The sequence below is a fragment of the Falsibacillus albus genome (assembly GCF_003668575.1).
Classification (GTDB): Bacteria; Bacillota; Bacilli; order Bacillales; family DSM-25281; genus Falsibacillus; species Falsibacillus albus.
The window spans coordinates 149,188-170,894 of record NZ_RCVZ01000011.1 but is presented as its reverse complement, the minus strand read 5'-3'; the positions used below and the strand labels follow the sequence as shown (position 1 = coordinate 170,894).

The following is a 21,707-nucleotide window of genomic DNA, read 5'->3' as shown; positions in this document are numbered from 1 at the left end:
TGAGAACTGATTGATATATACATAATTTGAACGATATTTGCTGCGATTTGTTGATTTTGAAACGATCATCCTGCTTCTTGGAGTAGATGTTTGACTTTTATTCTTTCTAAACTCAACGATTTCGGTCAAATCAACACTTTTATCGGTCTAAATTTGGATATATCGGTCTATTTCGTCCATTTATCGGTCTAAAAATCAATATATCGGTCCAATTCACCCTAATATCGGTCAATCGACAAAATCAGACAAAATTCACACCAGCTTCCCACGCAAAAAAAAGAGCCTTTGATTGGCTCTCTCTTCATTTGAATATAAACGAAGCGACTCCGAATAAAACTGCACTGATTCCTGCAGCGATACAGGCTGGAAGCAGCTTTTTCCTCGAATACTTAATGACGTCGATGTCCATGATCGTACAAAGCGTGACAGAGTTATCGCTCAATGGCGAAGCAAAGGCTCCGAATGTCCCGCTTGCAAATACGGCCCCGATGACAACGAGGATATTAACGCCGGCCTGATGTGCCATGGTAATGCCAAGCGGCATCAGCAGGCCCCATGTTCCCCATGAAGAGCCGATGAAATAGGAAATTAAGCCGCCAAGCAGGAAAATGACAGGTGCCACAAATGAATGCGGGATCCAGTTTTCCACATGGCTCGTTATATAATCCGAAAAGTGCAGATCCTCTGAAACGGCTGATACTCCCCAGATCAATGCCAGCAAGATAATGACTGAAATCAACTCATTTCCACCTTTTACAAAATGGGTCACGAGCTTTGAAAGCTTGATATGCTGGAAAAGGAAGAATACCAAGGTGAAGATGAATGCGATCATCAATGATTCAAGCATGACCCCCAGCGCGTCGCTGCGGATGAATGCATCAAAAAATCCCTTTGCTTTAAAATGCCCGTCCCACCAGCTTAAGAAAATGGTGAACCCGAGGAAAACGAAAAGGGGGATGATCAAATTCCAAGGTTTGATCGGTGTATCCTTTTCATAAGCGCGATGACAAGATTGCAGATCCTCTTCCCCTTGGTCATCATTAGGTGACTGGCCCTTGTTTTCGCCTACTTTATCTTCAGATTTTCGGAAAAAGCTGAAATAAATCCCGATCAAAATGATGACAAAAGAGAAAAAGTTAAAAGGAATGCTCTTCACATAGACGATATATGGTTCTTGAGTCGATCCCACTTCCTTCAAGGCATTCCCGATCGTAGTGACCATGTATCCGACAAAGGCAGTAGCAATCGGAACTAGACCGACTATAGGATTCGATGTTGCCTCAATGGCAAATCCGATATTTTCCTTCGACATTTTCAAACGTTTCCTTAATGCTTTCATGATCGGGGAAATCGTTACGATCCGGAAATCCGGATCACTGAACGTACCGATTGTGGAAATCCATGTCAGGAACATAGCACTTTTCTTGGATTTTACTTTTTTGCTGACCAAATGAACAAATCCTTTAATGCCCCCTCCAAGCTTAATCATTCCGATCAAGCCGGCAAACCCATACAAGAAGATGATGATCCGTATATTACTGGAAACGATGATATTATCGACGATATACGAGATCATCTTTTTAATTCCGCCCAAAAGCGACGGCTCGACAAGGTAACTCCCGAGCAGCAGTCCGACAAACAAGCCTGGCTGCACCTGTTTCGTCAGGATCGAAATCGGGATAACGACCAAGAAGGGCAGCAGTGATATCCATGATGCTTCCATTCCAATACACCACCTTAACTATGTACATGCGTATCCCTTATTATGGTTGGAAATGGAGCGCATTATGTATGAAACTGCCGAAAAAAGGAAGCGCAGAAATCTGTCAAAAATGAAACAGGCTGCCCTTTAGCGGCAGCCTGTTTCATTCAAGTTTGTGCGATCGATTTAGACTCATTTATTTCCCAGCAAATGATTTCCTCAAAAAACTTCACCGTTTTCATGCTTTCATCCGTATATTTTGTTATTTCCCATGTCTGTTCCAGGAAGATTTCCGCTTTATGAAGATCCCTTTGAGTCCCTACTGCCGCTTCTTTCAAGACGATGACACTTTCATAAACATTCGTCATCAGCTTTGCGATTTTTTTGGAATGGAAAGTCTGCGTTTCTTCGGGAGAGTTCATCACGTAAGCAGTCATGTCAGAAAGAGCTTCTACTTTATCATGGAGCAGGTCTTTCCACTCAACCAGGGCAGCTGGGAGCTCTGAAATTTCCTTTTTCATATGATCCATGAACAGATGGTGCACCTTGAATTTATGCATCAGGCGCAGCACTTCCAATCCCAAAATATTGGCGGTTCCTTCCCACACCGTCAACACCTGCGCATCCCTCAACAGTCTAGGTGTGACAAAGTCCTCGATAAAGCCATTTCCTCCATGCATTTCAATCGCCTCATGCGCAAAATGGATGGACTGCTCGGCTGTTTCCATTTTAAGAAGGGCAATCAGCAGCCTGTTCAATGCTGTTTCTTCAGCTGTCGCCTTGGAATCCTTCTTCATGACTTTATCGAACAATTCAACGAGGGTGAAAACGGCGCTTGTATCTACTTCCTGCTTTACGGCCAGCCTTGTGAGCGTATCCTTGACCATCGGATAATCAGCCAGCTTGCGTCCAAATGCCTCGCGGCGGAACGCATAGCTTTTCGCTTCCGAGAACGCTCTCCGCATGATTCCGATCGAAGCTATCGCATTGCAAACCCTGGATAAGTTCAACGCCTCCATCATGTAATAGATCCCATTGCACTCCTCCCCGACAAGGAAGGCTTCCGCCCCGGTGAACTCTACCTCGGCGGATGGGACCGCCCTTACCCCCAGCTTATCCTTCAATCGCCGGATGGCAATGCCATTCAGGCTCCCGTTTTCCTTTCGCCACGATACAGCAAATAGACTCAACCCCTTCGATCCGGCTGCTGCTCCTTCCGTCCGTGCAAGTACCATCGCCACTCCACACATCCCTGCATTCGAAGCAAAATATTTTTCGCCGTATAGTCGATAGTTTTCTCCATCCTTTACAGCTTTCGTTTCATTTGCACCGACATCGGATCCCCCTTGCCGTTCAGTCAGAAATGTCGCACCTTCATAAAGCTCCATTTCACCCGTTGATAAAACATGAGGGAGAAATCGGGCTTTCAGTTCGGTGCTTGCATAGTGCTCCAATAAATATGCGGTCGCCATCGTCAGCGTCACGGGACAATAAAATCCCGGCTCCGTCTGTGAAAGAAGATACCCTTGGGCATAAGAATATACATAGTCACCCTTCTCCCCGATTTCAGGAATGGATTTATGAATATATCCTACAATGCCTTTGTCATACGTTTCTTTAATGGTTTGTTTGTAGCCATCATTGACCCACACTTCGGAAATATCTTCACCAAAACGATCATATTTCACCAGCTTCGGCTGCCCCTCCCGATCCGTATGCCTCGCACGCTCATCAATTACCGTCGCGCATCTTTCGCCAAATTCGTGGAGCTCCCTTTCTGCCCACTCGCTCAATGCTGGCCGCAAAAGCTTCTTGATCAATGATTGAAAATGATGATCTTCTTCATAAAAATTCATTCCGCTCACCTCATTTTTTAGGCTCTTTTAGACACCAATGTTGATTTCCGTAGGAGTCTTTCCTTTCCGCGAGCCGGTCGTGAGACTCCGGAGGCTACTACTCGGTCTCCAACCTTTTCTTAAAATCATCCATAATGGCTTCCATCTCTTGTTTCATCAAGACCAGTTCTTCTATGCGATCATTCACCATCCTGATTTTTTCTTCGCCAAAGCGGATCGTGCGTCGCAGTTGTTTGCGGCCAGAGCGGTCTTGATCAAAAAGCAGGATCATCTCTTTGATTTCATCAAGCTGAAACCCATATTTTTTTCCACGGAGAATCAACTTCAAACGAACGAGATCCTTTCGGGAGTATAACCTTTGACCAGCTTTATTCCTGGTGGGCCTAAGCAGACCGAGCTCTTCGTAATACCTTAACGTCCTAGTTGATATTTGAAAATCATTGGCTAACTGTGAAATGGAATATTCCAAACGCCTCACCCGTTGTTAGAATTTTTTGTTATTTATATTTTACCATTGACGTTAACGTCAACTGCAAGTAAGAATAATGCCGTTTTCATTATTTGTGGTCCGAAAATAGAAATACATATCGTTTACGGCGAAATGAGCGTTAGTTGATTTCCGCTGCAGGTTGCTGACTTTCCGTAGGGAGGGAAGCAAAAAAAAAATCCAAGAGCGGATTCCCTCCAGCTCTTGGATTTTTGATCATTCATGAACAACGCGCCAGTTGTAATCCACCGTCGCTTCGATTTCTTTTCTCTCCAATATATAATTGGCGATCAACTCGGACACATCCATCGGAAGGTCGACGATGACCGGCTTATCTTTGAACATCAAATAATTTCCGCCGCCGCCGGAACGGTAGTTGTTCATAACGACATCGTATTCCCGATTCATCTCAAGCGGATCCCCTTTGTATTCCAGCTTGGTGATCCTCTCCCCAAACGGCTTGGAAATGTTGATCTCATAGTCGATGCCTTCCCACATATCATAATTATAATGTTCAGGCTTAGGATATAGGAATTTCGGGTTCACTTCAATTTCTTCACCATTATATGGGGCGAAGTAGGACGCTGATTGTTCAAGCGCTTCTTTAATGTCCTTCCCCTTTACCCGGATGACCTTGAGTGTATTCGGATAAATATAGTTAGCTACGACGTCTCTCATCGTCACATCCGACTTAAGCCCAGGGGCAAGGTTGTCAAACAGGGCTGTGCTGGAGATATCGGCATTTGTCGCTTCCATTTGGACGCGATTGAAGAATTCAATCAGAGGATGGTCTCCTGTGCGGATCTTCATCGGGTCGCGCACTTCCATATCCCCCTTTATTTTCCCGATTGGCTGATCAAGCCACTTTTGAGTTGCCTCCTCGTAGTCTTTTACCATTTCCAGAACTTGCTCATCTGCTTCCACTTCTTCTGTATAAAGCAATTGCGAGGATTTCTCTGCAACCCTCCAATTTCCGTCTTCCTTCACCATCTCGACCGACGCCTTTCCAAGCGCACGCCCCTGGCTTCCCGGCTGGACCACAAGAACGCCGTTGACCGACTCCCCGCTGATAAATCGGTGCTGATGCCCGGTCAATAGAATATCCATCCCATCAATTTCCTGGCACATTTGGTACCCTTGATTTTCAGTAGTCAAAACCTCCGTCGGTTCTCCCGTTTCCAGATCACGTTCAAAGCCGCCATGATAAGAAACAATCAATAAATCAACCTTTTCTTCATTCTTTAAAAAGTTAACCCATTTCTTTGCTGACTGCAGGCAGTCTTCAAATTCAATGCCTTCGATATGTTCTTCCTTTTCCCAATTCGGAATATAGTGAGTGGTCAGTCCCAGCACCCCGACTTTAGGGCCGTTTTCATATTCTTTTATCAGATAAGGTTTACCGAAGAACGGCTCACCGGTCTCCTTATTCAACAAATTGGCCGACAACCATGGGAAAGAGGATTCATTGATGGATTTATGCAAAAGTTCTAGACCGTAGTTGAACTCATGATTCCCAAAGACCGCAGCGTCATAACCTAAATGATTGAGGATTTGAATCATTGGATTTGGCTTCCCATCAAGATATCTGGCGAAATGATAGGTTAATGGAGTCCCTTGGATCACATCTCCATTGTCAATGACCAATGTATGCTCATGTTTATTTCTTTCTTGTTGGATCAGGGCTGCAATTTTACCCAAGCCCACAGGACTTTCAGCATTCAGCCCATAATTAATCGGAAATACGTTTCCGTGGACATCACTCGTTTCCAAGATCGCAAGTGAAAATCGTTGATTATTTGTCATGAATAACCATCCTTTTTTTGAATCTATTTTCCATTTTACTATAAGTTTCTTGTATTCTTAGAATTTATTAAATCTTTATAAAAAATTTACAAATCCTCTCAAATGTTATGGTATATTATAGAGGCAATAAAAAATATTTTCTATGGGGGAAAATTATGTTTAAAAAGCTTACTTTATTTGGTATGTCTTTAGGCCTGGCATTTGGTGTTCTTGCCGGATGTGGTTCAGACAAGACAGAAAAGAGTTCTGGATCCAACGGATATGAACCGAAAGAGTTAAACGTGCAGTTCGTTCCATCTCAAAGCGCTGAAACATTGGAAGCGAAAGCAAAACCATTAGAAAAATTATTGTCCGATAAACTGGGAATTCCTGTCCATGTAAGCGTATCGACTGACTACAACACAGTCGTTGAAGCAATGGGCTCAAAGAAAGTGGATGTTGGCTTCCTGCCTCCAACTACATATGTATTGGCTCATGACCAAAAAGTAGCGGATGTATTGCTACAAGCACAACGCTACGGTGTAAATGATGAAGATGGCACTCCAACAGATGAATTGGTAGATTACTATAAATCCATGGTATTAGTTAAAAAAGATTCAGATATCAAAACAATTGAAGATCTGAAAGGAAAGAAAGTCGGCTGGCAAAACGTCACTTCTTCTGCAGGATATGTATGGCCGGCAGTTGAAATGAAAAAAGCAGGCATCGATCCGCAGAAAGATGTACAAGGAACAACTTTAAAAGGCCATGACACTGCAGTACTTGCAGTATTGAACGGCGATGTCGACGCTGCTCCGGTTTTCCAAGATGCCCGTAATATCGTAAAGAAAGATGCTCCGGATGTATTTGACAAAACGCGCGTCCTTTTCTTCACCAAGCCGATCCCGAACGACACAATTGCCGTTCGTCCTGACTTGACAAAAGAATGGAAAGACAAAATCGCTGATGCATTCATCGCAATCGGTAAAGATGAAAAAGGCCACCAAATCATCAAGGACATCTATTCTCACGAAGGCTACGTAAGATCAAAAGACTCTAACTTCGACATCGTACGTGAATACGAAAAAGAAGTAGAAGGTCAATAATCTATTTATTTTAAAGCCCCATTGTATGTGGGGCTTTTTCTTTTGGCTTTTTTCGTTAGGCTGTTTTCGTAAAGATTGTGATAGAAATCTTCCTGCCGATTTTAATGTAAAAATAGCTATTTAGTTCGTTGATTTTAAGCTTTCCAGCTCTTTTCTCGCTATATACGCTATTTTGAAGTTGAAACTTTGCTTAAACAATCCCACTTTATTAGCTAAAGCATCAAATTACGAGAAAAGTGCCTTTAGAAAAGTTGATTTCTCAAGCGGCCAGGCAAATAAAAAAGCTTGATCCCTAATTTGGGATCAAGCTTTTGAATCTACCATTATACGATGCGTTTACGGATGCTGCCCGAGATCAAATCGATGATCGTAACCATGACAATGACCCCTAGCAGGATAATGCCTACACGGTCCCAGGAACGTCCTGCAAGTGCAAAGATCAGCGGAGTTCCGATTCCACCAGCACCAATGACACCAAGGATGGTGGCGGAACGGACATTAATTTCGAATCGATATAGGGTATACGATAAAAACTCCGGCATGACCTGAGGGATGACCGCAAACCAGATGATTTGAAGATTGTTCGCCCCGGATGCCTTCAAGGCTTCTGTCGGTCCCAAATCCATGCTTTCCACAGATTCAGAGAATAGCTTTCCTAGCATTCCGATCGAGTGTATGCCCAATGCCAATACCCCGGCAAATGATCCCGGCCCTACTGCTTTGATGAACAATAATGCCATGACAAGCTCTGGAAATGTACGGACGAAGCTTAATACAAATTTACCGGCTCCTGATACAGACTTAAATCGGTTCATGTTCTTGGCCGCCCAAAAAGCAAACGGAATACATAAGAAGGCAGAAATGAATGTACCTAATATCGCAATCGCCAATGTATCAAGAAGGCCGCGGAGAAGATCTTCCCCTTCCGGATCATAAACGTAATCCCAGTCTGGGTGGAATATTCCGCTGAAAATGGATTTCGTAATCTGTGCAGCCGTATCTTTGAATCCTTCCACCGGCATTCCCGCAAATGCCCAGACATAAACGATGAGAATCAATCCAAAGTAAATCCACTTTTTCACTCTATTCTTTTTTGGTTTTACAATCGTATCGGTGCTCATATTAATTTCTCCCGGATTTTAGTACTAATATAGTCAATCAACAATACCACGACGAGGGTAAAAATAATGATGCTGGCAACGCGATCATATTGGAAGAATCCCAACGTCCGTTCATAATAGATCCCGATACCGCCTGCACCGACCAATCCAAGGACAGCTGCAGCCCTTACATTGATTTCAAACGTATAAATAGAATAGGACAGAAACTGTGGAAGAACCTGTGGAATGACGCCAAAGAATATCCATTGAAGCTTATTCGCTCCCACTGCAGTCATCGCTTCCAGCGGACCGCGATCGATCGCCTCTATGGATTCATATGTCAGCTTGGCAATGATCCCCAAGGAGAAAATGGTCAATGCCCAAATACCAGGCAATGGCCCAAGTCCGAAAATGGCAACAAAAATGGCTGCCAGCAATAAATCTGGAACTGTTCGGATCAAGTTCAAGATAAAACGCGACGGCAAAACGATCCAGGATGATTCAAAGACATTCGATGCCGACAACAATGCAACCGGAATGGCCAGGATAGCCCCGAAAGTTGCCCCAAGCAATGCCATTCGGATGGTTTCAAGCATTGGATCAATGACATAGGAGAAGTACGACCAATCAGGCGGAAACATTTTGGCCAATAGGATCCCAATTTGAGGAAGCCCATCAAAAAGTTCGCTGAACGTAGCATCCGTACTTTTCGCACTTACCCAAAAAAGCACGATCAAGAGAATAACGGTTGTCCAAAACTTTGTACGAGCCGGCTTTTTCAATTGATCCTGGGTCATGATTTTGTCTCTCCCAGCAGCTCGTCTTCTTTGATTTCACGTCCATAAATTTGGGAGAACACATCGTCTGTCGCTTCGGCAGTCGGACCATCGAATACGACTTCTCCTGCTCTTACCCCGATGATCCTGGTTGCGTATTCCCTTGCCAGGTCAATGAAGTGAAGATTGACAATCGTTGTGATGCCGAGCTCCTGGTTGATTCGCTGCAGATCATCCATGACTTGACGGGTTGTCAATGGATCAAGGGAAGCAACCGGTTCGTCCGCCAGAATGATTTTCGCTTCCTGTGCGAGCGCACGTGCGATGGATACACGCTGCTGCTGTCCACCGGAAAGTTGGTCGGCACGTGTATAAGCCTTGTCCATGATATTGACTCGTTTTAATGCATTCAATGAAAGTTCGACATCTTTTTTCGGAAATAATCCCAATATCGTTCGCAAGGTTGAGTGGTACCCGACACGTCCGCTTAATACATTGCGAAGTACCGTTGAGCGTTTTACAAGATTGAAATTTTGAAAGATCATGCCAATATCGCGGCGGATTCTTAATAGATCTTTGCCTTTTGCTTTCGTAATCGATTTTCCATTGATGATAATTTCACCTTTTGAGATATCATGAAGCCTATTGATAGAACGCAGCATCGTCGACTTACCTGCGCCCGATAATCCTACAATAACAACAAATTCCCCCGGCTCGATCGTAAGGTTGATGTTATTCAACCCCACCGTGCCATTTGGATATACTTTAGAAACATCCTTAAATTCGATCATACCCTACCCAACTTTCCAAAATTTTTATCCATGAATATAAAAATATGATTTCTTAAAGAATAGCAATATTTTAAATTTATCAATATATTTCCAAGGGTGTCAAGATAGGGATAATTCAAAGAAAAACTACAAACCCATTGGCACCAGTGGATTCAAGCCCATTTCCACTCTAAAACTTTTTACACTCTGTTTACAAAAAATTAATAGATTTGGAAATGATGGATGATTATTGAGAGAGTTGTCTGGAAGCAGTTCAATCAAAAATAGGCCTACTCTTTGAGATAACACCTAAAATAAATAACGCATGAATCAAAAAATCATCCATGCGCTCAAATTACTATATTTAAAGGTTTTCAAAAAACACTATTCTATTTCCGAATGGGTCGCCAATACGAACCTCCCTAGTATTCCAAGGGGTCGTTTCGATCCCGGGACGGGCATATTTGAATTTCTTCGAAATAAGGTTTGCATGGAGCTGCTCCAAATTCCCGACCTCAATTCTGATAGCAGCTCCAGGACAGCAATCTCCGTAATGCTCGGAGAGGTGGATCACACAATCGTTATATGAGATTTGCAAGTATAAAGGGAGACAATCTTCAAACCGATGTTCCCAATCCACCGCAAACTCTAGAAATTCAAGATAAAATTCCTTCGCTTTTTCTTCATCAAAAATTCGCAGGATCGGCGTCGGGCTTTTCATGGTTATTTTGGACGGGCTCATCAAATACATCCCCTTTGCATGTTTAGTTGATCGGGTCTATCCGGAAAGTTTGTTGCTGATTGCAAATGGTGCATTGGTGGATTTCCGCTGCAGGATGCCCGCTTTCCGCGAGGCGGGCGGTAGCCCCTCCGAAGACTCAGAAGATCTCTTTCACCCTGCCCACTTGTCCATCGGTCAAACGGACCTTAATGCCATGCGGATGCTGAGCAGAATTGGTCAGAATGTCCTTCACGACCCCTTTTGTCGTTTTACCGGTGGCTTGATCTTTTTTTAGGACGATGGCCACTTCCAAGCCTGGGCTTATATCTTTTCGATTTTGTCCATTCATCGCTATTTCTCCCTTCTCCGTGTTCTTTTCTTCGCTGGTTTCCCTGCTTGCATTCTGTTCTGGTTATCCGTTCCTTTTCCTCTGCTGTGTCTGCGCTGTGAGCCGTTTTCAGGTTTTTGAGCCTTCTTTTTTCTTTCAGCCGGTTTGGGATCATCCGCAACGGCATCCGATTGTTCCTTCCGGATTGTCATATGGATTCCTTTTTCAATCATGGTCAGATGATCCTGATCCTTTGGAGCGACGAGGGTCACCGCAAGGCCATCTTCACCGGCCCTGCCCGTCCTCCCGATCCGGTGGATATAGCTTTCAACATCATGGGGGATATCATAATTGAATACATGGGTGACACCCTCGACATCCAATCCCCTTGCGGCCACGTCTGTTGCGACTAAATATTGAAGCTTCGCCTCCCTGAAATTTTTCATGACCCTTTCCCGTTTGGCCTGGGATAAATCACCGTGAAGTTCTTCAGAGAGGAAGCCATACGATTGCAGGGCTTCATTCAGCGTATTGGCCCGCCGCTTCGTCCGACAGAAGATGATGGCCAGAAAAGGCTGGTATTCCTTCAATAAGGCTCGCAGTGCGGCCTGCTTCCTTCGGTCTGTCGTTTCGACGACAAGCTGGTTGATTTTTTCAACTGTGATGTTTTTAGCCTTAATTTGAATGTTTTCCGGTTTCTTTGTATATTTCTTTGCCAGTGAACGGACGTCGCTATTCATCGTCGCAGAGAATAATAGGGTTTGTCGATGCGGATTCGTTTGATTCAGGATGTCCTCCACTTCAGGCAAAAATCCCATATGCAGCATTTGGTCGGCTTCATCCAGAACAAGGGTAGAAATACCCGTTAGATCGATGGTTCCCCGGCGAAGGTGATCCAATAGCCTTCCTGGTGTGGCAACGACGATATGAATGCTGCGCTTCAGCTTTTTAAGCTGCGCTTCGACATCCTGTCCTCCATAAACCGCCAGTACCTGGATATCAGGAACCGCTTGGGACAGCTTTGATAGCTCTCCCGTAATCTGAAGGGCAAGCTCCCGTGTCGGCGTCAATATCAATCCTTGAATGGACGGTTCATTATGGTTGATCTTCTCAAGCATCGGCAAAATGAATGCCAGTGTTTTGCCTGTCCCAGTCTGTGCTTGGGCTATGACATCCTTGCCTTCCAAAACATGCGGTATCGACTGCTCCTGTACTGCCGTCGCTTCCTCTATTCCTAATTGTTCCAATCGGGTGGCAAGCGCTGTGCGCATCCCTAGTTCTTTAAAAGTTGTCATTTCGTCACTACTTTCTGTTCTGATGTCCCGTTTGTATTCAATAATTCTATCAGCTGTGCCATGATCGGGGAAATCCATTTCTTTTTATGGTAGACAAGCTGTGTAAAGACTTTTATGGATTCGTGCTGAAATGGAAGCTGGCGGATCACATTTGCCTTCAGCTCTCTCTGCACGGCGATCTTCGGCAAAATCGCTATGCCCAAGTCATCCGCCACACATTGCTTGATTGCCTCCAGGCTGCTGAAGGAAATCTTCGACTTCGTCTGGACGCCTTCTGTCCTTAAAGCATTTTCAAACATGATGCGATAGGAGCAGCCTTCCTCCGTAAAAATGATGGTTTCTTCCGACAAATCCTTTAACATGACTTCCGTTCTGTTTCTGAGCGGATGATTCGGAGAAGAGACCATGACCAGCTCTTCCTCGCGAATGGGGATGGTCATTAATTCCGGAGACTCCTGCAGCTGATCCAACAGCAGGGCTGCATCGAATTTCCCTTCGATCACCCCATCCCTCAAATGCTGGCATAAACCCGATTCCAAAAGGATTTTCATATCGGGATTCGGTTCCTTCAAGCTTTTGATGTATGGCGTTAAAAAGTAAGCAGCCAATGATTCGACGGTTCCTACCTTCAGTGTTCCCCTTAGGTTAGTGCCTTTCGTCAATTGGATCTCCGCTTCTTCGACAAGGCTGACGATTTGATTCACATAGTGAAGAAGCTGCTCACCGGATTGTGTCAGACACATCCTTCGTCCAACCCGTTCAAATAAAACTGTATGATAGTGTTCTTCCAGCTTTTTAATTTGGGTCGTGACACTGGATTGTGCATAGCCTAATTCCTCACCCGTTTTCGTATAACTCCCCGACTTGGCCACTTCTTTGAATGTATAAAAGTAAGTTAAGTCCAATCCGTCCACCTCTATTAATATTAACGATCGTATCTATTATGTATTATAGATAACTTTAATCGTATTTGCGATGGCCAGGCTGTTTTCGTAAAATTTGCTGTTTTTATCAAAATGTTGTGCTGAGTTGGAGGAAGCTCGCTGCGACGCTCGGTCTCGCACCTTCCACCCCAATCAAGAGCATGGGATGTAAAGTACATCCCATAGAAAAAAGTGAACCCCGACAGCGGGATTCACCTTTTTACCTATAACGATCTATTCAATATATCCATGACGCTTTTTTCATCAAGCTTCTTATACGTACCGACTCCAGGTTTGATGAATGTTTTTTTAACGATGTCATCGAATTGGGAGTCGTCGATATCGTAGTTACGGAGCGTAGATGGGGCGCCAAGTGAGGACCAAAATTCTCGAAGCGCCTTTGCCCCTTCTTTGGCTGTTTCAATATCCGTCTTTCCATCAGGAGAAATGCCGAATACATTGACCGCCAATTGTTTGACTCTGCTTGGATCATCTAGCAGAACATGTTCAAGCCAATTAGGAAATACGATCGCGAGGCCGCCCCCATGCGGGATGTCATATACAGCAGACAGCGCATGCTCGATGCGGTGGGACGCCCAATCCCCTCCGTCCGTCCCGTTTGACAATGTGCCATTGAATGCCGTCGTGCTCAAATACATCATCGTTTCCCGGTGCTCAAAGCTTTCCAGATTTTCCAACAGCTTCGGTCCAGTGGCAATGGCTGTCCTTAATAATGATTCGATAAAGCCATCAATCATTGGCGTGTTCGGTGTGCGGTGGAAATAGTGTTCCAACGCATGGGACATACTGTCGACGATTCCATAGACCGTTTGATTTTCCGGCACGGTAAATGTATTGGCCGGGTCAAGGATTGAAAATGTAGGGAACACGTGAGGAGAGCCCCATCCGATTTTTTCTTTTGTCTCCCAGTTGGAGATGACGGAAATGGAATTCATCTCAGAGCCCGTGGCTGCCAAAGTAAGGACCGTACCGAACGGCAATGCGGACTCAACAGGGTGCTTGGCCGTAAACAAGTCCCAAGGATCACCGTCATACTTCGCTCCTGCTGCAATGCCTTTCGTGCAGTCGATGACACTGCCCCCTCCAATCGCAAGCAAAAAGTCGATTCCTTCATTTTTGCATATTTCTACCCCTTTACGAACCGTGGTCAGGCGTGGATTCGGTTCCACTCCGGCTAATTCAAACACGTTTGCTTCCGCTTTTTCAAGCTGATTCATCACGGAGTCGTAGACACCGTTGCGTTTGATGCTCCCCCCACCATAAATGACAAGGACATTCAGCCCTTTTTCACCTAATTCAGCAGGGATTTGTTCGGCTTGTCCTTTGCCAAAAAACAAGCGGGTTGGATTATGCTGTAAAAATGTTTCCATTTAAAACACCTCGATTTTGTTCATTTCTTTCTTGAGTGTATCACATCAACAATATAGATAATATTGATAGTTTTCTATGGTTGTCATCAATATTTACGATGATTGAGGTTGTATGAATCAATCAGTGCAATCCATCATTCATTCGGATATTTCCTGTAGTGCCGCCAGTGATCGGGTAAAAGCGACTGATATTTCCGCTGCAAAAAGCGGTCATCGATTAAAATGATGGTGCCGCGGTCACTTTCCGATCGAATCAGCCTGCCACCCGCCTGCAATACTTTATTCATCCCCGGAAAGACATAGGAATAATCGTAGCCGGGCTTATCGCCTGCCTCAAAGTGATCCTTGATCATTTCCCTTTCTGCACTCAGCTGCGGCAATCCGACACCGACGATGACAACCCCGTTCAACCTGTCGCCCTTTAAATCGATTCCTTCCGAAAAAATTCCTCCCAGCACAGTAAATCCGAGCAGCGTCTCCTTATTTTCATCACTGAATCGAAGGAGAAATTCTTCACGGACCGACTCCGGCATCCCTGCCTCCTGCTTGATCACTTGCGTTGTCGGGTGGAGCTCGCAATAAGCCTCATGAACAACTTCCATATAGCGATAGGATGGAAAAAACACGAGGTAATTCCCCTTCTTACTTTCCAATAGACTTTGAATGGTATGGATGATCGGAAGGACTGACGCTTCTCTGTCATGGTACCTGGTCGAAAGCGGCTGGATGAAAAGTTCGAGCTGCTCCTCATCGAATGGGGAAGGAACCTTTATCATATAATCCTCATTCGTCAAACCGAGCAGATCCTGAAAATATCGAGTCGGAGATAGTGTGGCCGAAAAGAAGATTTTTGATCGAAATCCTTTCGCCATCTTCTGTAAATTGCTTGATGGATCCAGACAGAACAGCTTCAGTGTGACGTCATTCCGGCTCGCCTCCGCATAGGTCATGTATTGTCCGTCATACAGCTTTGAAATCCGCTGGAAACTCAATGCGGAGAAATAAGCATCCAGCAGCACTTCATTCTGTCTATGCGGCAATTCCTTTTCTGCTTCTTCTATGAATGTTTCAACCAGTGGAAGGAAATCTTCGGGAAGTTCTAGTTTGATGATGCCATGCTGAACGCTGCACTTTTTCTTCAGGTCGATGAAATATTGATTGATCTCTTTTGCTGCTTGGAATATCCCATGATGGATCCCCTTGTATTCACGTTTTAATGTCAAAAAAGCGGATTTAGTGAGTTCGGCTGAAAACATGTCCCTCGCACGATCCACAAGATTATGTGCTTCATCGATCAATAGCACCGTTTTCGATTTTTGCTCCTCTAAATAGCGTTTCAATGAGACACGCGGATCAAAAACATAGTTGTAATCCCCGATGACCGCATCTACCGTATACGCAAGGTCGATGGAAAATTCAAATGGGCAAACCCGATGCTTTCTTGCATAAGCTTCAATCACCGACCTTGTCATTTGTGTTTCGTTTGCAAGAATATCAAGCATAGCCCCATTGATTCGATCATAATAGCCGTCAGCGAATTCACAATAGTCCTTTTGACAAATCGTTTCCTCTTTAAAACAAACCTTGTCCTTCGCCGTCAAAGTGATGGACTTTAAATGGAGGCCAGATTTCCCGAGGTCATGAAAAGCCTGCTCTGCAACGGTCCTGGTGATCGTTTTGGCTGTTAAATAAAATATTCGGCTCAGGACGCCTTCCCCCATTGCCTTAACAGCTGGAAAAATCGTGGACATCGTTTTCCCGATGCCTGTGGGTGCATTCGCAAGGAGATTTTTTTCATCCAGGATTGTCTTATAGACTGCACCGGCAAATTTTCTCTGCCCTTTGCGATATGAGGAATATGGAAACTCCAGCATTTGAAAGCTTTCCTGCTTCTTTTTCTCATGGTCGGACTGAAGCGCAGCAAAAGGCATATATTCTTTGGCAACTTCATGGATGAACACTTCTAATTCATCAAGCTGATAAACGCGGCGGAAATTCTTCCGATCGCCTGTATGTATTTGGTAATAGGTTAGCTGCACCTGGATCTCTTCAAGATTATTTTGCGATGCATACATATATGCGTAGCATTTTGCCTGTGCCCAATGGACAGGGAACGTTTCTTCGCTGATTTCGTCCAGATCCAAAGAGGTTGACTTGATCTCATCAATGGTCACGATTTTTTCAGAATGAAGCAGGCCGTCACATCGTCCCTCTATATGAAAATGAAGGTGTCCCATTGGGAGAACCATTTGCAAAAAGACTTCGCTTTCGTCCCCTTCTACATAATCTTTTTGGATTTTTTGATGAGCTTTTGTGCCCTCCAGAAGCGAAGATGGCGCTTTGAAGCGTTGATCGATGCTTCCTCTTTTAAACACGTATTCCACGAGTGTACGAACGGAAATCCTGATGGCCTCCATCACTGGCTTCACCTCTTTTTTTATGGTCAATTTTTAGTTGATATTTTTAACGTAATTGATAATGTATACACGGTCAAACTTGATGCAAAACAAAAAAATCAGCATTATAAATATATTGTACAAAAGTTAAACAACATGCATCATTTTCGTTGACATGGGACTTGTCCATATTATATATTTTACTTATCAATTGATAAATGAATGTGTAATGCATTCTTTAAGAAAGGAATACTGCTGTTATGACATCAACTTCTTCCAATAAACCTGAGAAAGGAGATCTTGGGGAAACGAGGAGGTCGATCATTCGGACGGCGCATGACTTGTTCATGGAATTGGGCTATCGGGCTGTATCCACCCGAAAGATCGCGGATTCCTGCGGTTTGACGCAGCCGGCTTTGTACCACCATTTTTCCAATAAAAAAGAACTGTATGTGGAAGTCATCAAAACGACCATAGAAAAGACACAAGTCGCCATCGAACGCATCTTGAAACAATATGACAACATGAGGGACCAGCTTCTGCAGTTTTCAACCTACATGATGATGAATCATCATGAGGACCTCAATCAGATGTTTCATGACATTGAACATGAGCTTGACCAGGAAACACAAGATCAAATTTATCAATGGTGGATGAAAGGATATTTATTGCCTGTAGTCGCCATCTTTGAAAAAGGCCAACAAGACGGGCAGTTGAAAAATCAAGAGGCATTCGGGGTCACCCCCATGCATGCCGCTCATTACTTGCTCAGCTTGATCAAGTCTTCCATGGAGCCCGCCAAATTCGTTCCAAGAAAGCCAAATGACCGAAAAAAAGATGCAGAAAAGAAGTCTGAAATGATTGTCGACGTCCTATTGTTCGGTTTGACATCGGATTCTTTCCGGAAAGACACTTGAATTTTTTTACAAACAATGAAAGAGACCTTTTTTCCACCCATCACTTATCACTTGATAAGGAAAAATTAAAGGAGATGAAATCAAATGAAAACGACCTGGTTTAGTAAATATGGCAAATGGATCAGCAGTACAAAAGGGAAATGGATCACTTTAGCCGCTTGGCTCATTATCCTTGCCGTTGTCAATGTCACATTGCCACAGGCTCAATCTCAGAAGGACGATCTTGCAGCGAACCTTTCTGACAGCAAACCATCCGTTCAGGCACAAAAGCTCGCCGAAAAGGAATTCCCATCTGGCGACGGCAAACCCGCCCTGTTGACCTGGTACCGATCTACTGGACTGACGGATGATGATTTAGCTAATATCCAAAAGCTTTCAAAGGAAATTTCCGATGATCCGCTGCCGAAACAGCTCAATGCAGCCCCTTTCCATAAGCTTCCACTTCCTGTGCTGAAAAAACAGGTTTCAGAAGATGGCACGACCCTTGTCTATCCGGTCCTGTTTGAGAAAAAAGCAAGTACAGAAGATGTGAAGGAAAGCCTGAAGAAACTAAAAGATAGAGTGGGGGATGTGTTTGGCGACAATCCTTTTGATACAAAGATCGACACAAAGGATTCTCTTCTGGTCCGTGCGACAGGCCCGGCAGGAATCGAAGTCGATGCGGTCGATTTATTCAGCCAAGGGGATTTGTCCCTGCTGTTGGCGACAGTGACGCTCGTTCTCGTATTCTTGCTCGTCATCTACCGATCCCCGATTCTGGCATTCGTCCCGCTTATTGCAGTCGGTGCCGCATATGGAGTGATCAGTCCGGTGCTTGGAGCGTTGGCGAAGGCCGGATTCACTACCTTTGATTCACAGGGTATATCCATCATGACCGTCCTTTTATTCGGAGCCGGAACCGATTACTGTCTATTCTTGATTGCACGTTTTCGGACGCATCTAAAAGAAGAACAAGATAAAAAACACGCATTGAAAAGGGCCTTGAGCGGATCTTCCGGCGCCATCGCGATGAGCGGATTGACCGTCGTATTTTCACTGCTGGCCCTTCTCTTGGCCCAATATGGTTCGATTCAGCGCTTTGCCGTACCATTCAGCTTGTCGATCCTGATTATGATGGTCGCAAGTTTGTCGCTTGTTCCTGCATTATTATCCATGTTAGGAAGAGCTTCGTTCTGGCCATTTGTACCGCGCACAAGGGACATGGAAGAGGAACGTGCAAGAAAGAAAGGGAAGACCCCGCCTGCTCCAAAGACAAAAGCAAGTTTCGGAGAACGCCTTGGTGGGGGGATTGTACGGAGACCATGGATGATCATTATGGCCACAGTTGTCATTTTGGGCGGATTCGCCTTTTTCTCAACTAAAATTCAATACACATACGATACCCTTTCTTCCTTTCCGAAGGATATGCCTTCCCGCGAAGGATTTGATTTAATTTCTAAGCATTTCAACTCAGGAGAGCTTGCTCCTGCGCAAGTAATCGTCGACTCGGAAGAAAAGAGCATCGATTTGAAGTCAAAGCTCGAAGCATTGCCATTTGTGGCCAAAGTATCCGATGAGAAAAAAGGAAAAAGCGATGAAAACCTGCTTGCCTATGACGTTGAATTCAGCATGAATCCTTATTCAAACGAAGCAATGGATCATATTCCCGACTTAAGGAAAACAGCTGAAAAAGCATTGAATGAATCCGGCATCAGCAATGAAGCAGATCACGTGTGGATCGGCGGGCAAACTGCCGAACAATATGACACAAGCCAAACGACGGATCGCGATGCCAATGTCATCATCCCGGTCATCATTGCCATGATCGCACTTCTGCTGCTCGCCTATTTGCGTTCGGTTGTTGCCATGCTTTATTTAATGGCAACTGTACTGCTCTCATACTTCAGTGCTCTTGGACTCGGCTGGATCGTCCTTCACTACGGTTTCGATGTATCGGCCATCCAGGGGTTGATTCCGTTGTACTCCTTTGTTTTCATTGTCGCCCTTGGAGAGGACTACAATATCTTCATGATTTCGTCCATCTGGAAAAAGAGCAAACGGATGCCGCTTGCTCAGGCAGTGACAGAGGGAGTTTCACAGTCTGGTGCAGTCATTACTTCCGCCGGCCTTATCCTGGCAGGGACATTTGCCGTATTGGCAACCTTGCCCATCCAAGTGCTCGTCCAGTTCGGAACTGTCACAGCCATCGGGGTATTACTGGACACATTTGTCGTTCGTCCATTCCTAGTCCCTGCCCTGACCGTCGTCTTTGGAAAATGGGCATTCTGGCCATCCAAACGCGGCATGCAAGCAGTGAAAGAGCAAAACCACCCCTCCAAAAACAACGCAGTCTAAATAAAGAAACACCCCTGCCCCTTTGGTGCCAGGCACCAAAGGGGCAGGGGTGTTGTGTATATATTTTTCGTGAATTTCTTATTCGATTAAGATAAAAAGTGTGTTTGTAGCCTAAGCTTGATTTTTCGAAGGTTGGAACATTGGACATACAAGCATTTTTCGGTCGGATATGGCCAGATATCGGTCTATTTTATTATTTATCGGTCTATTTGACTCATTTATCAGTCTAATTTGTGATATATCGGTCTATTCCAGTCAAATATCGGTCTATCTACAAATTCCAACAAAATTCACCAAATTCCGCAGAACACTCTTTCATCCAATTCCCAATCATACACCGAGCTCTTGCTCATCCACTCTTCTTCTCGATGAAAACAACCTTTAAATAGTCGCCTTCTTTGAATTCTGAAATCGTTTTGAAGTCCTCAGGGAGAGTGTATTCCTCTAGGATCCGGTATTTTCCGCCGGTTTCTTTAAACGCTGTATCGATAAATCCTTTGAACTTCTTCATCCCAAATGAACTGCAATTGGTGGAAGCGACGATCACCCCGCCCTTTTCCGTGATGGCAATCGTTTCTTTCAACAAATTTGTATAGTCCTTGGCAGCGCTGAACGTGAATTTCTTAGACCTCGCAAAACTTGGAGGATCCAAAATCACCATATCAAATTTCAATTCTTTTTTGACGGCATATTTAAAGTACTTGAACACGTCTTCTACGATGATGTCCTGCGCTTCATAGTCGATGCCATTGATGCTGAATTGTTCGATCGTTTTCGGCAGGCTTCTATTCGCCAGGTCGACGCTGGTCGTTTTGACTGCGCCTCCCAAAGCTGCATAAACAGAAAATGCCCCTGTATAAGAGAAGGTATTCAATACCGTCTTTCCGTCAGCGTAATGATCCCTGATCCTCTTCCGCACCTCGCGCTGGTCCAGGAATACGCCCACCATAGCACCTTCATTTAAGTACACGGCAAAGTGGACACCATTCTCCTTCACAATCAGCGGGAAGTTCGCGCGCTCACCGGCGACAAAGTCATCATCCTCCAAATACTGCCCTTTCGTATCGAACCGCTTTTTCTCATAGATCGCCTTCACTTCCATAAGCTTCTGAAGCGCATCGACGATCATTTTTTTAAATTGGTAAATTCCTTCACTGTACCAATTGATCAAATAATATCCGTCAAAATAATCGATGGTCACTCCACCGATTCCGTCCCCTTCACCATTGAATACGCGAAAGGCATTCGTCTCTTCAGATTGATAGAGATGTGCGCGCTGATTGATTGCATTTCTTATTTTCTTCTCAAAAAATCCATGGTCGATGTTTTCGTTCTCTTTTCTTGTCAGCACCCAGCCATATCCCTTATTTTGCTTGCCGTAATACGCCCTCGCAACGAATTGTCGGCGTTCATCAATCAAATCGAATAGTTCCCCTTCAGCTGTCAATTCCTGATGATTCACGATCGATTGCTTTGAAATGAGCGGAAGCCCGCTCTTGAACGCCTTCACAAATTTTGGATTTATTTTAATAGATTTCGCCGTTTTCATGATTTCACCCAATCTTTTCGATTCTGCATAAATTCTGTCCCATTATAACACTCTTGAAACATATCTTCAGGAATCGGTTGAAGTTCGTTAAGTGGAGCAATGTTGATTTCCGCTGCAGGATGCTCGCTTTCCGAGGGGCCACACACGAAGTGAGGTCGTTCGATGTTGGCACACGACGTGCCGAACTTAATCGAACATCCGCCCATCCTCTCCTCGCTCCGCTGCAGGGTCTCACCTTGCCCGCTGATCCCTCCGGTGTCTCGCACCTTCCGCT

Annotated in this window: 18 protein-coding genes; 3 read left to right on the top strand and 15 right to left on the bottom strand. The window is 44.6% G+C overall.

Annotation, left to right across the window (positions count from 1 at the left end):
* Positions 1 to 301: 301 nt before the first annotated feature.
* From D9X91_RS15790 to D9X91_RS15775, 4 genes are all read right to left on the bottom strand, one after another.
* Positions 302 to 1,723: a Na+/H+ antiporter NhaC family protein gene (locus tag D9X91_RS15790; protein WP_121681607.1), complete on the bottom strand. Its 1,422-nt coding sequence runs from the start codon at positions 1,721 to 1,723 to the stop codon at positions 302 to 304.
* Positions 1,724 to 1,869: 146 nt separating this feature from the next.
* Positions 1,870 to 3,558, bottom strand: a complete 1,689-nt coding sequence (locus D9X91_RS15785) for an acyl-CoA dehydrogenase family protein (protein ID WP_121681606.1) — start codon at positions 3,556 to 3,558, stop codon at positions 1,870 to 1,872.
* Positions 3,559 to 3,655: 97 nt separating this feature from the next.
* Positions 3,656 to 4,027, bottom strand: coding sequence for a MerR family transcriptional regulator (locus D9X91_RS15780; protein ID WP_121681605.1), 372 nt, complete (start codon positions 4,025 to 4,027; stop codon positions 3,656 to 3,658).
* A gap of 234 nt (positions 4,028 to 4,261) precedes the next feature.
* Complete coding sequence (locus tag D9X91_RS15775; protein WP_121681604.1) at positions 4,262 to 5,848, bottom strand: bifunctional metallophosphatase/5'-nucleotidase; 1,587 nt, start codon at positions 5,846 to 5,848, stop codon at positions 4,262 to 4,264.
* A gap of 155 nt (positions 5,849 to 6,003) precedes the next feature.
* On the opposite strand from D9X91_RS15775, the gene D9X91_RS15770 reads away from it, so the two are divergent.
* Complete coding sequence (locus tag D9X91_RS15770) at positions 6,004 to 6,933, top strand: phosphate/phosphite/phosphonate ABC transporter substrate-binding protein (RefSeq protein WP_121681603.1); 930 nt, start codon at positions 6,004 to 6,006, stop codon at positions 6,931 to 6,933.
* Between the two features lie 323 nt (positions 6,934 to 7,256).
* On the opposite strand, the gene phnE (D9X91_RS15765) is transcribed toward D9X91_RS15770, so the two are convergent.
* The 9 genes from phnE (D9X91_RS15765) to D9X91_RS15725 form a co-directional block, all read right to left on the bottom strand.
* Positions 7,257 to 8,054, bottom strand: coding sequence for a phosphonate ABC transporter, permease protein PhnE (gene phnE / locus D9X91_RS15765; protein ID WP_121681602.1), 798 nt, complete (start codon positions 8,052 to 8,054; stop codon positions 7,257 to 7,259).
* A complete protein-coding gene (gene phnE, locus D9X91_RS15760) occupies positions 8,051 to 8,830 on the bottom strand; it encodes a phosphonate ABC transporter, permease protein PhnE (protein ID WP_121681601.1) in 780 nt (259 codons plus the stop codon). The genes phnE (D9X91_RS15765) and phnE (D9X91_RS15760) overlap by 4 nt, the downstream gene beginning before the upstream one ends.
* Positions 8,827 to 9,600 (bottom strand): phosphonate ABC transporter ATP-binding protein, encoded by a 774-nt coding sequence (phnC, locus tag D9X91_RS15755; RefSeq protein WP_121681600.1) that lies wholly within the window; start codon positions 9,598 to 9,600, stop codon positions 8,827 to 8,829. Before phnC ends, phnE (D9X91_RS15760) begins: the two co-directional genes overlap by 4 nt.
* A gap of 343 nt (positions 9,601 to 9,943) precedes the next feature.
* Positions 9,944 to 10,330 carry a glyoxalase superfamily protein gene (locus D9X91_RS15750; RefSeq protein WP_407644201.1) on the bottom strand — a complete coding sequence of 129 codons (387 nt, stop codon included), beginning with the start codon at positions 10,328 to 10,330 and terminating at the stop codon, positions 9,944 to 9,946.
* A 127-nt stretch (positions 10,331 to 10,457) separates the two neighbouring features.
* Positions 10,458 to 10,649: a YwbE family protein gene (locus D9X91_RS15745; protein ID WP_121681598.1), complete on the bottom strand. Its 192-nt coding sequence runs from the start codon at positions 10,647 to 10,649 to the stop codon at positions 10,458 to 10,460.
* Positions 10,650 to 10,651: 2 nt separating this feature from the next.
* Complete coding sequence (locus D9X91_RS15740) at positions 10,652 to 11,923, bottom strand: DEAD/DEAH box helicase (protein ID WP_121681597.1); 1,272 nt, start codon at positions 11,921 to 11,923, stop codon at positions 10,652 to 10,654.
* The gene (locus D9X91_RS15735) at positions 11,920 to 12,837 is read right to left on the bottom strand and encodes a LysR family transcriptional regulator (RefSeq protein ID WP_407644200.1); all 918 of its coding nucleotides are present in this window, start codon (positions 12,835 to 12,837) and stop codon (positions 11,920 to 11,922) included. The genes D9X91_RS15740 and D9X91_RS15735 overlap by 4 nt, the downstream gene beginning before the upstream one ends.
* Before the next feature lie 233 nt (positions 12,838 to 13,070).
* Positions 13,071 to 14,237 carry an iron-containing alcohol dehydrogenase gene (locus D9X91_RS15730; RefSeq protein WP_121681595.1) on the bottom strand — a complete coding sequence of 389 codons (1,167 nt, stop codon included), beginning with the start codon at positions 14,235 to 14,237 and terminating at the stop codon, positions 13,071 to 13,073.
* Between the two features lie 134 nt (positions 14,238 to 14,371).
* The gene (locus D9X91_RS15725) at positions 14,372 to 16,657 is read right to left on the bottom strand and encodes an ATP-dependent DNA helicase (RefSeq protein ID WP_121681594.1); all 2,286 of its coding nucleotides are present in this window, start codon (positions 16,655 to 16,657) and stop codon (positions 14,372 to 14,374) included.
* A 236-nt stretch (positions 16,658 to 16,893) separates the two neighbouring features.
* Here D9X91_RS15725 and D9X91_RS15720 point away from each other — a divergent pair, with 236 nt between their 5' ends.
* Both D9X91_RS15720 and D9X91_RS15715 read left to right on the top strand, forming a co-directional pair.
* On the top strand, positions 16,894 to 17,550 hold the full coding sequence (locus D9X91_RS15720; RefSeq protein WP_121681593.1) for a TetR/AcrR family transcriptional regulator: 657 nt from the start codon (positions 16,894 to 16,896) through the stop codon (positions 17,548 to 17,550).
* Positions 17,551 to 17,634: 84 nt separating this feature from the next.
* Positions 17,635 to 19,884, top strand: coding sequence for an MMPL family transporter (locus D9X91_RS15715; RefSeq protein WP_121681592.1), 2,250 nt, complete (start codon positions 17,635 to 17,637; stop codon positions 19,882 to 19,884).
* 349 nt (positions 19,885 to 20,233) lie between these two features.
* On the opposite strand, the gene D9X91_RS15710 is transcribed toward D9X91_RS15715, so the two are convergent.
* Together D9X91_RS15710 and D9X91_RS15705 are read right to left on the bottom strand one after the other, a co-directional pair.
* Positions 20,234 to 21,433: a class I SAM-dependent rRNA methyltransferase gene (locus tag D9X91_RS15710; RefSeq protein ID WP_121681591.1), complete on the bottom strand. Its 1,200-nt coding sequence runs from the start codon at positions 21,431 to 21,433 to the stop codon at positions 20,234 to 20,236.
* Entirely contained in the window at positions 21,430 to 21,699 is a 270-nt protein-coding gene (locus D9X91_RS15705; protein ID WP_121681590.1) for a hypothetical protein, read from the bottom strand. The genes D9X91_RS15710 and D9X91_RS15705 overlap by 4 nt, the downstream gene beginning before the upstream one ends.
* Between the last annotated feature and the right edge of the window lie 8 nt (positions 21,700 to 21,707).

What these genes read in the sequence shown, in the direction of transcription:
- D9X91_RS15770 (WP_121681603.1), top strand. Translation starts at nt 6,004, where the DNA reads ATGTTTAAAAAGCTTACTTTATTTGGTATGTCTTTAGGCCTGGCATTT.
- D9X91_RS15715 (WP_121681592.1), top strand. Translation starts at nt 17,635, where the DNA reads ATGAAAACGACCTGGTTTAGTAAATATGGCAAATGGATCAGCAGTACA.
- D9X91_RS15790 (WP_121681607.1), bottom strand. Translation starts at nt 1,723, where the DNA reads ATGGAAGCATCATGGATATCACTGCTGCCCTTCTTGGTCGTTATCCCG.
- phnC (WP_121681600.1), bottom strand. Translation starts at nt 9,600, where the DNA reads ATGATCGAATTTAAGGATGTTTCTAAAGTATATCCAAATGGCACGGTG.
- phnE (WP_121681601.1), bottom strand. Translation starts at nt 8,830, where the DNA reads ATGACCCAGGATCAATTGAAAAAGCCGGCTCGTACAAAGTTTTGGACA.
- D9X91_RS15720 (WP_121681593.1), top strand. Translation starts at nt 16,894, where the DNA reads ATGACATCAACTTCTTCCAATAAACCTGAGAAAGGAGATCTTGGGGAA.
- D9X91_RS15750 (WP_407644201.1), bottom strand. Translation starts at nt 10,330, where the DNA reads ATGTATTTGATGAGCCCGTCCAAAATAACCATGAAAAGCCCGACGCCG.
- D9X91_RS15740 (WP_121681597.1), bottom strand. Translation starts at nt 11,923, where the DNA reads ATGACAACTTTTAAAGAACTAGGGATGCGCACAGCGCTTGCCACCCGA.
- D9X91_RS15730 (WP_121681595.1), bottom strand. Translation starts at nt 14,237, where the DNA reads ATGGAAACATTTTTACAGCATAATCCAACCCGCTTGTTTTTTGGCAAA.
- D9X91_RS15710 (WP_121681591.1), bottom strand. Translation starts at nt 21,433, where the DNA reads ATGAAAACGGCGAAATCTATTAAAATAAATCCAAAATTTGTGAAGGCG.
- D9X91_RS15775 (WP_121681604.1), bottom strand. Translation starts at nt 5,848, where the DNA reads ATGACAAATAATCAACGATTTTCACTTGCGATCTTGGAAACGAGTGAT.
- D9X91_RS15785 (WP_121681606.1), bottom strand. Translation starts at nt 3,558, where the DNA reads ATGAATTTTTATGAAGAAGATCATCATTTTCAATCATTGATCAAGAAG.
- D9X91_RS15745 (WP_121681598.1), bottom strand. Translation starts at nt 10,649, where the DNA reads ATGAATGGACAAAATCGAAAAGATATAAGCCCAGGCTTGGAAGTGGCC.
- phnE (WP_121681602.1), bottom strand. Translation starts at nt 8,054, where the DNA reads ATGAGCACCGATACGATTGTAAAACCAAAAAAGAATAGAGTGAAAAAG.